This window comes from Brumimicrobium sp., assembly GCA_023957385.1.
GTDB lineage: Bacteria > Bacteroidota > Bacteroidia > Flavobacteriales_D > Crocinitomicaceae > Brumimicrobium.
In genome coordinates this window covers 791,259-805,338 of sequence record JAMLGZ010000001.1, presented here as the reverse complement: position 1 = coordinate 805,338, position 14,080 = coordinate 791,259, and the positions used below count along the sequence as shown (strand labels likewise).

Genomic DNA, 14,080 nt, shown 5'->3' with positions numbered 1-14,080 from the left:
TTTAGGCTATAAAGTCAATAGTTGATTAATATAAATATTAAGATTTTTAGTATTCGCCAACACCTACAATATCGCCTAAATGATTGGTGCGAATTTTAATAATTCCTTCAAAATAACCTAAACTTTTAATATTCTTAAAAGTTAACTCTTTTAATTCTTTCTTTTCATCAACTGATGTTTCTATATGATGGCGAAAAACAAATTCACGAACAGCAGAATTCCCATAAGAAACTTTTGACATTTTCTGCACTCTAAATAAATTTGGACTAATCAAAGATTTATTCTTTGGATCTAGCAAATCAACTTCTTGTGGATCAAATCCCATCTTTTCATTAGGAAATACGAACATTTCATTTTGTTTCATGGTAAACAAAAATTTCCAACCTAAATGACGATTATATGATTTGTCAATAATTGGTAAACCTTGATTCACACGCTCTACCGCTTCAAAGAAAGAAACAACATTGTCTTGTAAGTTACCTTTTTCATCGCGATATACCGCTACGTGGTGGTTATTTCCTGTACTTACAAAATCTACAGGAATTGGTTCCTCATTCTTATCTAATATTTCATTACCAAAATGATCTTTCTTATTGTGTAGAGCCAGCGCGTTACTTACTCCACTAATGGTAACACGTTTAATAGTTATTCCTTTTTCTTTATTGAGCCAGATTGGGTTCTTATCTAATTCAGAAAATGCCTTTTTAGCATCACCATACTCTTTTAAGCGTGCCTTTAGTATTTCCTTTACTTTTCCATCAACCACTTTGTCAATTGATTTTTCATCTTTAAAATTATCTGGTGTAACATCTTTACGAATAGAAAAATCTTTTGTTAACCAAGATAATTGAATTGATTCAGGAATTACTTTTGTTTTTGCTTCATCTACATAAATAGGTGTTTTACTTAATGCATTCTTTCCTCCAAAAGCTTTTTTAGGGTCCCTATCATTTGCTTGCAAACGTTCTAATAATAGTCTTCGGTATGTAGGATTTGCTACCATATTAATAGTGTTCTCATCGAATTTAGGTCCTATTTTCTCCATTTTTGATTCATAGAAATGATATTGACCATAAACGGTTTCCTTATGAAGTTGCCCTCTAGGTGTTAATACAACTTGAGGTGTGCTTTTTCCTGAAATCTTATTTTTATTCTTAGTTACTACCTTGTTTTTAGCTTTATGTGAAATAATTACTCCCTCCAAATGTTCTTTTACTATTTGACGAAAATTTGGAATTGGTAAATTGAAACGTAATTTTCCCTTTTCATCACGATACAATTCTTTTCGTTCAATGCCAAGCACATCATTTGTAGATATTTTTAAATCTGCTGTTTCAATGGAATAATTATCATCCGTATTCCTAATTCCATCTTCAAATTTATCTCCTCTTCTTGCGTTCAGATTATTCAAATACTGAATATGACTTCTTTTTGTAAAAGCAACTGTCAAAGCATCCATTGCATGGTGGCGATGGTCATTTCGCTTTGTCCAATCTTTTATTACTTCTACTTTTTTTCCTCCTTTACGCTCTTGCCACTCTGTCAATCCTAAAGCTCGGTATTTAGGAAAGTTTATTTCTTTCATTACATTGATTAAATCCCAATCATCTCTTAACCTATCTGTAATACTTCCAGATGTTGAAACGACTGCCTTTGTGATTTCAAAAAGCATCTCTTTTGCCTTTTTAGCAATGTATTGTGTTTCTCTTAAATCACGCTCAATAAAACCATCTCCGATTTCGCTCTGTGTCATCAATAATTTCTTATACTTCGCCTTAGAAATCCCTTCCTCAGGGTTCTTTTGAGCTAACTTATAGAGGTTTTCAACTCTTTGTTCAAATGCTTCAAGGTTAGCCTCTCCAAACTCTTCTTTAATATAATCAGTAGCAGTCCGATTGTCTTTCTTTAGATTATCTTTTCTAAATGCTAATGTTTTATTAGAAAAACTGTCATCAAATAAACGTGATTGAGGAATTATATGCTCAATATCTATTTCTTTACTAAATATTAATTCTTTATTTATATAGGTATTTGTATATAAATCTTTATACCCATTGTTTTTTAATTCTTCATATAAACGATAACGAATAATGTCATTTCTTGTAGGGTTAGGAATGCCAAACTCTGTTTGAATAATTTTTGCAATTTTTTCATTACGTGTTTTCCCATTTCTAACTTGTTGATCTAATTCTTTTCGTTCAGCAGCATTCTTTTTTAGCTCTCTAGCTAGTTCCACTCTGATTTCATCAAAATGAAAATTTCTTGGTAAGCCTTTTTGTTCTAGTTTATCGTTTTCTTTGTCAATCAATGTGTTTACAACATTTACCATTTGATTAAGAATCTTTTCTACAACTGGATTTCGTAAACTATTTTTAGGTAGCAATTGCAGCTTATCTTTTAATTGTCGATTTTCTAACTCTTCTTTGGTTAAAGAATGTTTGGAGTGTCGGTATCCAGCTAACTCACATGCGGTGCTATAATTATTCTCTTTAATGTGAGGATAAATTCTTCTCAATGCTTTTGTTGACAAACTACCATAATCATCTTGTAGAACGATATTAGCAAGAATTTGGGCATGCTCCCTTTTAAAATTGTATTTCTTCTCTAATAAACTATATAGTGTTTCGTTTCCACTTTGAGAATTGTCTCCTTCATATGAATATAGTAAATGCCATAGTTGATAAGAGGCTTGATTTTCAAATAATTTTTCATCTAATTCTGCATTAAATTCCAGAATAGATGTATCTATCTCTAAAGACTCAAAAATAGATTTAACCATCTCTTTAATATTATCTGCAGAAACACTTAAATCATCTAATTCAACTTCATCTTTATTAGATTTAACTTTTAAAATATCTTTTACATCATAACCTTCTAAATCAATTATTTTTAGAAAAGCATTGTATAATTCTCTGTTTGTCAGATTACCATCTAAAGCGGTAAAATTAATTTCCCATTCACTTGGCTTGAGTCCCAGAATTTCAATAACCTTATTTGCTAAAATATTTCCCTTTAAATTTAATTCATTAAAAAGAAGTTGCTTTTCATCATTACCCAATGCAAAAAGTTCTCTTTCCTCATCTGTTAATTTTAAATCTTTAGCTAATTTTCGTTTTTTACTACCTTTTTTTCGTACAACAACATCATTTAATCGTTGCCATATTTTATATTCTTGAAATAAATGAGAAGATTTTGGTGCAACACGTAAACCTACATTCTTTTCTTTCCCATTAACAATGATTTTCTTGCTTTCTAATTCGCAAAAGGAAATAAGCCCTTTTTGAGATTTTAATTTTCGTTGATAGAATATGACTACATCTCTTATTTCAGATTTTAATTTATCAGTTAATTCAGGATAGTGTTTAGATTGTTCAGTCCAAATTGCTTCAAATTCATCTAAATAATCTTGACGATAAAAAACTTGATTTTTTAATTTATTGTGTCTATTTTCTTTTAGTTGCTTATAGAGATATTGACCAACAGTTTCCTTATTAAAATACAGCTCCTTGCTCCTATCAGAGATAGCACCTAAATATCCACTCGAATTATTCAAATTACTATTGATTTCAGTTAAAACATAAGCTAACTGTTCTCTTTCCATTTTTTTGGTTACTGCTTCGCTTCTCCATTTATAAGCTTGTAGTTTCTTTTTATCTCTGAGATTTAATTTTGCTGTTCTTTCATTTAAAAGGCTATCTTCCAGATCTTTAATATCAGCAGTATTGAATTCATATTTTACCCAAAACAATGCAGAAGTTGCTCGTTGTCCCTTTCCTTTTAAATCTTGATAAAATTCTTCTGTCAGGATTTCAGGATGAAATTGTTTTTGGAAATTCCATATAGTATCAAATTCAGCTTGTAAATCTGAACGGTAAAAATCAGGTACATATTTTTTTCCACTTTTTAAAATTGAAAAAACAAATTGACCTGGTGTTAAATGTTCGTCGTATAATCTTTTCGCAATTGCCATCCCATCAATAGCTTGACCTTCATCTTCATTTTTTGCTTTCCGACTACTTTTATATCCTCGTTTTTTATTAATAGCTAATAAAACTCTAGCAAATTCATCTTTTGTTATTTTTTCGGAAACTGATTTTGCTCTAACTCTCCACGTATCAAAAGTGGTGTCTTTTCCATCTTCTGTCAAAGTAGAATCTAAGTTAATAATAGTAGAATCCTTTAGAATTTGAATCAAGTTCTTTCTTCTATCTTGATAGCGATCCAAATTTCTTCTAGCACCTCTCTTTAAAGTTCTATTGGCATTTGTTGATAATGGTTTTCCTTTTTCAAAATCATTTTGTTCATCTACAGTTAGCGGATTAACTCTCACACCAATCTGTTCGATTGATGAATTTTCTGACTTTTCACCTTCAATTATATATGCCCAACCTATACTTGTCGTTCCCAAATCCAATCCTAATATCTTCTTAGCCATATTTCTTATATTTACATGAGTTCTAAAATAAAAAAAAATATACTTATAATGCATTATTTTATTTTAATTCTTATATTTGGAATACGAAAGCAATTCACAATAAGGATTATTCCGTTGTGAAAACATTTAAGACGGGGCAACTCGTCTTTTTTTATTCCCTAGTTTGATAATCGAAAGATTGTAATAAAAGACTATTATAAGCAAAGGTTTTCCAGTTAATATTTCGGCTTTCAATTAGTTTAATTTTTCTAATACGATGCCATTTCTTTATTTCCTTTTCCCGAGCTATTGCTATACGAATATCCGTGAATAACTCATAATAAACACAATATTTAATATTATATTTTACTGTAAAACTTTGAGTGTTTTCTTGAGAAATATGTTCTCTCAATCTTCTTACTAAAGTATTAGTAACTCCTATATATAATGTAGTACGGTTAAAGTTCGTAAGGATATAAATATAAAACGACTTAGACATAAAGGTGGTTTTTTCATTTTTATGAATTTAACACTAAATTATTTAAATAAACAAAAATATATACATCTAAATCTTCTCCTATAATATTACGGATTAAGTCCGCTACGGAATAGCAATCACCGTTACGGATAGGGTTAGATTCCGTTCGCTACGCTTCGGAATGACAACCTTCAACGTGGGTAGTGAGAGGGGGCGGCTTCGCCGCCCCCTCTCCCTTTTTATTATAGGCTTAAATGTCATTCCGGAGCGTAGCGAACGGAATCTATTTTACAACCACCACTCTGCTACCAAAGCGTAGTGAACAGATCCTACTCTTAAACTACAATCATAATTTGGGACTCACCTCCAACTTTCACGCAATTATTAAACTTCCATTTTGAAATTCTTTAAAATACTCATACCTTTGCACGAAATTTTTAAAAAAATGAAAAAATGAAAAAATTGATATCTATCTTAACACTATCTACCCTACTTATTTTCAATGTATTCGGGCAAGAGGAATCTGCACCCGCTCCATCAGCTGAAAAAACTCCAGGAAATTGGAAATTAGAAAGTATCTTTTCCCTCAACATTACCCAATCATCATTTACTAACTGGGCTGCTGGGGGTAGAAATAACATTTCAGGTCTTGGGTTCATTAATGCAAGTGCTGATTATTCAAAAGGAAAAATCAAATGGGCAAATGCTCTTTCTACTGGTTTAGGAGGTATTCAATATTTTGATGAAAAACTACAAAAAACAGATGACGTATTAGATATCCAATCAACTGTTTCTTATGGCTTAAAAGATCCATGGTACTTATCTTTACTTGGAGGATTTAGAACTCAATATTTAGATGGATTCGCTTATCCAAATGATTCTGTTCGTACATCTACTTTCATGGCTCCTGGATATGCTACATTATCTCTGGGTATCGAATATATCCCAAATGATAATTTTAAAGCTATGTTATCACCGCTAACTGCTAAATTTACTTTTGTAAATAATCAAATTTTAGCTGATGCTGGTGCTTTTGGGGTTGAAGCTGCTGAATACGATGCCATGGGAACAATGATCAAAAAAGGAAGTCGTTTCAGAGCTGAGCTAGGTGCTTATGCGAGAGTTTCTTATAAAAAAGAAATCATGAAGAATATCAACTTAAAAACAAGATGGGAATTCTTCTCTAACTACTTAGAAAATCCACAAAATATTGATGTTTATGGTGAGTTAATCATGGACTTTAAAATCAACAAATGGTTCTCTGCTAACCTACAATTAAATCTTATCTATGACGATGATATTGATATCACTGATAGAAACGGAAACGTAGGTCCAAGAACTCAGTTCAAACAAGTACTAGGTGTCGGCATCGCATACAGATTGGCTAACTTTCAAGAGAAAGAGTAAACAAACATATTTTATATTGGGGAGCTGTCTAATTATAGGCAGCTCTTTTTTTTTGTGTTTTTTGTTGAAAAGTCGTTGAAAGAAAGTCTTTAAACCCACATTATATCCACATCAGATTCCATTTTTTTTTGCTATCTTGCAGACATTCAAAATATAACCTTAACTAGTATAGGATATGTCGAAAATTAAATTTGAACAAGAGTATTTATTGAAGACTTCTACTAAGATTCTAAGTAATATGATCATGACTCCTGGTGGGTTAAGCGAGTGGTTTGCTGATGATGTAAATATTAAAGATGACATATATACTTTTATTTGGAATGGAAGTGAAGAACAAGCTAGACTACTTGGCAAGAAAGAAGGAGAATTCATCAAATTCAGATGGATAGAAGATGAAGAAGAAGATATAGATTCGTATGTGGAACTTAAATTTCATGTAGATCCTATGACAAAAGCTGTGGTTTTAAACGTAACTAGTTTTGCCTTTGATTATGAAATGGATGAAGTACAGCATTATTGGGAAAACACCATAAATGAACTGATTCGAAAATTAGGCGCTTAAACCCAACATCATTTACATGTCCCCTATTCTTTTATTATCCGTTGTTGTAATTTATTTTGCATTCTTGCTTTTTGTTTCTTATTGGACTGGAAAAGGGAGTAATAATGATGCCTTCTTCATAGGAAACAGAAATAGCAACTGGATGCTGGTTGCTTTTGGAATGATTGGGTCTTCTTTATCAGGAGTTACCTTTGTTAGCGTTCCAGGAGCAGTAGGAAAAGATAATTTTGGATACTTTCAAATTACTATTGGATATTTTATTGGATATATCGTAATTGCATATATTCTTTTACCTCTCTATTATCGGTTAAAAGTAACTTCCATCTATAGCTATCTACGTGAACGCATGGGAGTGGTCTCAGAAAAATCGGGTGCAACTATCTTTATTGTTTCTCGTTTAGTTGGCGCAACTGCACGTCTTTATCTAGTCGTGAATATTCTTCAAATAACTATTTTGGCAAAACTCGGCGTGCCTTTTATTGCTACAACCATTATCGCCATTGTCATGATATTACTTTACACTTATGAAGGTGGTGTAAAAACTATTGTTTGGACAGATACCTTGCAAACTACCTTCATGCTGGCTGGACTAATTATTTGCACTATTTATATTCTTACACACATGGATTTGAGCTTTGGAGAAAGTCTAAGTCTAATGCACAACGAGGGATTTACTCAAATATTCGGGACTAACCCAATGGAGAAAAATTTCTTTGTGAAACAAATTATAGCTGGTGCATTTATCACTATTACCATGACAGGTATTGACCAAGAAATGATGCAAAAGAGCCTTTCAGTGACCCACCTTAAAGATTCACAAAAAAATATGGTCACCCTAGGATTCATTATGCTATTTGTTATTGGTCTATTTCTATATTTAGGAGGATTACTACATCTATATGCTGGACAAGAAAGCGTGAATGCTACGGGAGATGCTTTGTTCCCTGAAATTGCCTTAGAACACATGCCGGGCATCATTTCCTTAATATTCATTATTGCTTTAATTTCTGCTCTATTTCCAAGTGCTGATGGCGCTATGACTGCTCTCACCTCTTCTTTCTGTATTGATATTCTCGGAATCAATCAACGTAACGAATGGGATGATACAAAAAAGAAAAAAATCAGAAAGAATGTCCATCTAATTGTAGCTCTTTCTTTCCTTCTAATGGTTCTCCTATTTAAGGTAATTGATGATGGATCCATGATTTGGTTGATTCTGAAATTAGCTGGATTTACTTATGGACCTTTACTCGGTCTCTTTGCTTTTGGAATTTTTACACAACGAAAAGTAATAGATAAATGGGTTCCTCTTATTTGTATTATTGCTCCAACCCTTAGCTATCTCATAGATCACTATCAAGCAAGTATCTTTGGTGATTTCCAAATTGGATTGGAATTATTGGTGATTAATGGTGTAATCACATTTATTGGACTTCTTTTTATAAGCAAAAAGAGAGCTGCGTAGCTGACGTTTTGTCGCTTAATTTTATTCTGAAATGACTATTTGTCATTTTTTCCATATTACTTTCTGCCTATTTTTCTTATTATCTTATCAAAAATGCATTGGTACAATACTTGACTAATCCTAGAAAAAATTGATTAATAATTTAAAAATATACGATCATGGAAGTAACTAGAAGAAACAGCGGATTTTTACCTTCATTCTTAGGAGATTTTACAGATGACTTTTTCAGAACGCATCAACCTTCAAAATTTAATGAAGCAGCGGTAAATATTTTAGAGCGAGAGAATGATTATGTAGTTGAATTAGCCGTTCCAGGAATTAACAAACAAGACATCAATATAGAAATTGACGGAAACAAATTATCAATAAGTGGTGAAGCTAAAGCTCAAAATGAAGTTAAAGAGGAAAATTATACGCTAAGAGAGTTTTCATACGGTTCATTTAGACGTTCTTTTACTTTACCAAAAGATATTGACGTACAATCTGTTCAAGCAGATTACATTGACGGTGTACTAAGAGTAATCGTACCCAAACCAGAATTGAAAAAGAAAATTATAAAAAAGATTGAAGTTAAGTAGTTTATAAGTAGTGTTAGTTAGGTTAAGTAAGTTAGGTAAATAAAGAGATCTTCTGCCAGGAAGGTCTCTTTATTTTTTCAAAATCTATTCCTACTTCTCCAATAAGTCGGTATTGTTCAGATAGAAATGAGCAAGGTAATAAAGTCTGTAAAAATCAAATGTTTTTAACGAAGGGTGTTGACTTAACAAATTAGCTCTCATTTTTTCTTTATTTCTTTTATAAAGAAAATCAAATACTCTTAACAATCCCATTTTTTTGGATAACTCAAATATTTTGAAGATTTTAATTTGACTAACCACTTCTTTTTCTCTGAATTTTTGGAAACGAACATATTTTTCAACTGCAATAAGACTATTTCTTAAAAAACCTTCATTTGTTTCCTTATAGTCGTGAATCAACTGATTGTCAATGTGAAGAATTGAGACAGCATGACGCTTATATATCAAACCTAACAGTGTATCTTCATGACCATAACTACTTGTTACCTCAATATTGGTTTCGTCAAAGGGATAGTTTGAAAACACATGTTTCTTGATTAAGATATTAAAACTTATGATTGAACGATAGGGATGTTGATTACGAATTTTCTCAGGTAAATCTTCCCGTTTACTTCCATAATACCATCTCAACACATTATTCATTGGTGGTGTTAGCGCATATTTCATCCCGCCAACCAACACATCCGCCTTCGAAAGGTGTTGTAAATAGTTTTTTAAGAAATCAGAATGATCAACTTGTGCATCAGAGTCGATAAATAATAAATTTTCATACGTTGCCATTCTACTGAGTTCATTCCTGATTTTTGCCCGACCAAGATGCTCTTTTGCACCAATAAATCGCGCATTTTCTAATTCATTTATGGCGTCATTTTCTTCAAGAAACAAAGAGGAAATATCATCTAAAACTATGATTTCAAATGGAATATTTAACATCATTCCTTGTGAATGAAGATCTTTAACAAGACGCACACAATTATGGTTATAAACAGGAATTAGTATGGAAAGCATGTTTATATTTTATGAATTCCCCTTCTTATAATCAGCCAAGAATTGCTCTAGTCCTCTATCTGTTAGTGGATGATTCGCTAATTGAAGAATAGGTTTTAATGGGCAAGTAGCCACATCTGCTCCAATTTTAGCACAATCAATAATATGCATCGGATGACGAATCGAAGCTGCTAATATTTTTGTTTCAAAATCATAATTATCAAATATCTGACGAATCTCAGCAATCAATGCTAAACCATCAGCAGAAATATCATCCAGTCTCCCTAAAAAAGGAGAAACATAATTAGCACCAGCTTTTGCGGCTAATAGAGCTTGCCCCGGTGAAAAAATGAGCGTACAATTTGTCTTAATTTTATTTTTTGAGAAATAAGAAATAGCCTTAATTCCATCCAATGTCATAGGTACTTTAACCACGATATTATGATGGATACTTGCAAGTTTTTGTCCTTCTTCTATCATTCCTTGATAATCCGTAGCAATCACCTCAGCACTTACTGGTCCACAAACGATTTGACATATATCTTTATAATGCTTTAAGATATTTTCTTTTCCTGTAATATTTTCTTTAGCCATCAATGAAGGATTTGTAGTTACACCATCCAAAATTCCTAAATCGTTTGCCTCTTTGATTTCCGCTAAGTTTGCTGTGTCTATAAAAAATTTCATATTTTATTAGTTTATAAATTCAAATCTTTTTTAATGTCTATCTCTCTTGTATATTCATTCAAAATAGTTTGATTATCTTGAATTTCAATCCATTGTATTTTTTCAATTGCTATAATAACCCACATTTCCACAAAGAACCCATCTAAAGCGTAGAGATATACCCAGTGACTACCAAAAACTCTCCCTCCAATGTAATCCCCCTGCTCTTTTAAAATCTGGTACTTTTGATCCACAGTCAACTTACGAAACTCACTCTGTGTATAGCCCATCCTACTTTTAATTATCTATAAAATCAATTGGTGCCTTGGAAAGAATTTCATATTTTTTCCCTTCTCTCTTCATAAAACGCTGCCATAAGTCCTCTAAAGATGTATCCATAATTTCCCAAACATTGGTTACAGTAGATACTATCCAATTGTTTCGACTAATTTCATCTTCCAACTGGTTTGGATCCCACCCTGAATAACCTAAAAAGAATCTTACCTCTGAAGATTGAATAGACTCATCGCGCAATCCTTGAATAACTGAATCATAATCTCCTCCCATATAGATTCCATTTCCTACTTCCATGCTCCCCTCAATGCGTTCTCCCAATGTATGAAGAAAGAAAATACTTTCAGTCTGAACAGGTCCTCCTACACTAATTCTTGTGTCAATCTCAGGGAAATTCTTAGCAATATCCGACAAATTAAAATCCAAGTATTTATCCAACACAAAACCAAAGGTTCCCTCTTCATTATGTTCACATAAATATACTACTGAGCGCTCAAAATAATCTCCCTTAGAGAAGGGATCCGCTACTATCACTCTTCCTTTTTGAGGTGCTCGCTTATTTATAAAAGAAAAGTCTAATTTCATATATTCAATAACGCTTTATGATTTGAAAAATTCTCTTTTGATTTTAACTTCTTTCTTCAACGAAATAAAACTAATATAAATTCGTTAATTTAGCACCTGAAAAACGGAATAACTTGAAAAAAGTATTACTCATAGCATTTGTCCTTGGATTAGCCTTTGGTATTCAGTTGCTTACTGGATGTAAAAAGAAAGATTTGTTTTCTAAAGACTCCTTATCTTTTTCAACAGATACTTTAGTTTTTGATACTATCTTCACTACAATTGGCTCCACAACAAAGAGATTTAAAATTTATAACAAATCTAACCAAGCAATTAAAATTGATAAAGTCATCCTTAAAGGAGGGAAAGCATCTCCTTTTCGTGTAAACTTAGACGGTATTTCGGGACTTGTTTTTACTGATGTAACCATTCCCTCAAAAGATAGCTTATTTATGTTTGTGGAAGTTACACTCGGTGAAAACTCAGAGACTACCCCATTTATTGTAGAGGATCAAGTAGAATTCCAAACCAATGGAAAAACACAACATGTTCAACTAGCCGCTTGGGGACAAAATGCGTATTTCCATTATAAAGATACCAATGAAGGAATCTGGCCAAATGATAAACCCCATGTTATCTACGACTATGCTGCTGTAGATTCTGCAAAAACACTTACAATTCAGGCAGGGACTAAAATATATCTACATAAAAATGCACTTTTATTTAACTATAAAGGAACCTTAATCATAGATGGTTCCTGTACGGATCCCGTAATCCTCCAAGGAGACCGCTTAGAATCTTTTTATGAAGATGTTAAGGGACAGTATTATGGAATTTACATGGATCATGCGCGGACTTCCACAATTAATCATTGCATTATTAAGAATGGAACTGCCGGAATTCATGTTTATGGAGATGACCCTTCCAACTCTGATTACACCTTAAAAGTTACCAATACAGAGATTTACAATCATGCTAGTTATGGTATCTTTAATTATTCTGGAGGAAGAATTTATGGAGAGAACTTAAATATCCACGACAACGATGTGTATGCTTATTTTGTTTTGGAAGGTGGAGATTGTAATTTCCGTCACTCTCAATTTTTAAGCTGGGGCTCAGATGGAAGCAAACCTGCTGTTGCGATTAAAAATTATTTCACACGTAGCAATGGAATTACCTATGTTGGTAGCATCAACGAAAATGCCTTTTATAATTCGATTATTTATGGAGGAGGAGAATATCAGATTGCCTTTGATACGCTAAACACAAACGGTGTAACAATCGATTATGAGTTTAATACAAATTGTATCAAACAAAAAGATGCTATCAATAATTCTAAATTCATCAATAATATGTGGAATAAGAATCCAAAATTCAAAAGCATTGAGGATATGAAGTATAAGATTAAGAGCACCTCCCCTTGTATTGATGCTGGTGACGCTGTGTATAGCACGACTTTTGATATTGATTGTGATGTAAGAGGTCCTGTGCCAGATATAGGGGCCTACGAAGTCTCAGAATAAATGAAAAACACGATTCTCCTTATTACCTTTATTATACAATTACTGCTATCTTACAGTAATCTAAACGCTCAATTCTATCGAGAAAAAGATTGGGGAGTTCAGATTGGTATTAGCTCCGAATTAGGAACGCACATTCAGAATTTTGGGATTAAAATTCAAGGCTATTACAACTATCAATTTGTACAGGCAAACACAGGTTTAAATCTTCGTTTTAATATGTTAAATATAGGAGGAAGATCTGATTTTATCGAAACACGATTCAATATTGGAGTAGCCTTAATGGGAGGAAAACGTACAGCTATCCCACAGTTTATATTGGACGGATTAAATCATCAAACTTCTTATCAATATGGGATTGCCTATAATTATCTATGGTATTTAGACAATGCAGGGAGTTCTCAAAGTTCTGCTGGATTTGGTCTACACATAGAACAATTCAGTTTACTCATGGAGAATGATTTGTTTATTGGAAAAGGAAGTGATCGTTTTCGAACGAGTTACCTTGGGATAAATTATCACAATCAATTTTATAATCTTTCCATTCATACCAAACTTTGGACAGGAGATACTAGAAATACCAAACTACTCAATACACCTGATAGTCTTTATGCATACGGATATAAAGATTTGAGAGACAAGTTATACGGACGATACAGTCATGGAATTATAAGTGCTTCTGTTGATTATCTTATTTTTTGGGGTAATTCCATTTCCGCAGAAGTAGGTTTTGACAGTGAACGTTTTCGAGATATTCTTCAGAATAAGATGATTCATGATAAGAGATTTGTACCTCAAAAACTAAGAAAACCAGATCCTAATTATCCCATGTTAAACAAAGAAGGGTTACCTATTCACAATAAGAAAGAAGCAAGACCTCCACGTGTTTTGTTCCAAGCTGGTTTGAATAGAGCGTTGACGTATTAGGGGCTCTCAGATAATACATAGGGAGATTAATGATTGATACTTTTAAATGGTAATCAAAGGGAGAAGGAAATAATATTAGTTCGCATTTTATTCATCCTTATCTGATTTATAAAGAGCTGTGATTCTATTCTCTTTGGGATCTTAATCACCATTACGGAAAGGGTTTAGATTCCGTTTGCTTTGAACTAACTATCACCGTTACTGAAAGGAGGATAGAT

12 protein-coding genes are annotated in these 14,080 nt (G+C 32.5%); 6 read left to right on the top strand and 6 right to left on the bottom strand.

What is annotated here, in order from left to right:
• Window positions 1-46: 46 nt before the first annotated feature.
• On the bottom strand, window positions 47-4,435 hold the full coding sequence (cas9, locus tag M9897_03500) for a type II CRISPR RNA-guided endonuclease Cas9 (protein MCO5267944.1): 4,389 nt from the start codon (window positions 4,433-4,435) through the stop codon (window positions 47-49).
• Window positions 4,436-4,586: 151 nt separating this feature from the next.
• A complete protein-coding gene (locus M9897_03495; protein MCO5267943.1) occupies window positions 4,587-4,913 on the bottom strand; it encodes a GIY-YIG nuclease family protein in 327 nt (108 codons plus the stop codon).
• Window positions 4,914-5,345: 432 nt separating this feature from the next.
• Here M9897_03495 and M9897_03490 point away from each other — a divergent pair, with 432 nt between their 5' ends.
• The 4 genes from M9897_03490 (at window position 5,346) to M9897_03475 (ending at window position 8,904) form a co-directional block, all read left to right on the top strand.
• Window positions 5,346-6,299 carry a DUF3078 domain-containing protein gene (locus tag M9897_03490; protein ID MCO5267942.1) on the top strand — a complete coding sequence of 318 codons (954 nt, stop codon included), beginning with the start codon at window positions 5,346-5,348 and terminating at the stop codon, window positions 6,297-6,299.
• Between the two features lie 175 nt (window positions 6,300-6,474).
• Complete coding sequence (locus tag M9897_03485; GenBank protein MCO5267941.1) at window positions 6,475-6,861, top strand: START-like domain-containing protein; 387 nt, start codon at window positions 6,475-6,477, stop codon at window positions 6,859-6,861.
• A 16-nt stretch (window positions 6,862-6,877) separates the two neighbouring features.
• Entirely contained in the window at window positions 6,878-8,326 is a 1,449-nt protein-coding gene (locus M9897_03480) for a sodium:solute symporter (protein MCO5267940.1), read from the top strand.
• 158 nt (window positions 8,327-8,484) lie between these two features.
• Window positions 8,485-8,904 (top strand): Hsp20/alpha crystallin family protein, encoded by a 420-nt coding sequence (locus M9897_03475; protein ID MCO5267939.1) that lies wholly within the window; start codon window positions 8,485-8,487, stop codon window positions 8,902-8,904.
• 90 nt (window positions 8,905-8,994) lie between these two features.
• Here the strand turns inward: M9897_03475 and M9897_03470 are convergent, their stop codons facing one another.
• From M9897_03470 to M9897_03455, 4 genes are read right to left on the bottom strand one after another with little or no spacing between them, the layout of a single operon-like run.
• Window positions 8,995-9,912: a glycosyltransferase gene (locus M9897_03470; GenBank protein ID MCO5267938.1), complete on the bottom strand. Its 918-nt coding sequence runs from the start codon at window positions 9,910-9,912 to the stop codon at window positions 8,995-8,997.
• Window positions 9,913-9,921: 9 nt separating this feature from the next.
• Window positions 9,922-10,578, bottom strand: coding sequence for a fructose-6-phosphate aldolase (fsa, locus tag M9897_03465; GenBank protein ID MCO5267937.1), 657 nt, complete (start codon window positions 10,576-10,578; stop codon window positions 9,922-9,924).
• An 11-nt stretch (window positions 10,579-10,589) separates the two neighbouring features.
• Window positions 10,590-10,847, bottom strand: a complete 258-nt coding sequence (locus M9897_03460; GenBank protein MCO5267936.1) for a hypothetical protein — start codon at window positions 10,845-10,847, stop codon at window positions 10,590-10,592.
• A 7-nt stretch (window positions 10,848-10,854) separates the two neighbouring features.
• A complete protein-coding gene (locus tag M9897_03455) occupies window positions 10,855-11,436 on the bottom strand; it encodes a YqgE/AlgH family protein (GenBank protein ID MCO5267935.1) in 582 nt (193 codons plus the stop codon).
• Window positions 11,437-11,549: 113 nt separating this feature from the next.
• On the opposite strand from M9897_03455, the gene M9897_03450 reads away from it, so the two are divergent.
• Both M9897_03450 and M9897_03445 read left to right on the top strand, forming a co-directional pair.
• Window positions 11,550-12,938: a right-handed parallel beta-helix repeat-containing protein gene (locus M9897_03450; GenBank protein MCO5267934.1), complete on the top strand. Its 1,389-nt coding sequence runs from the start codon at window positions 11,550-11,552 to the stop codon at window positions 12,936-12,938.
• Entirely contained in the window at window positions 12,939-13,862 is a 924-nt protein-coding gene (locus M9897_03445; protein MCO5267933.1) for a polymorphic toxin type 23 domain-containing protein, read from the top strand.
• Window positions 13,863-14,080: the final 218 nt, after the last annotated feature.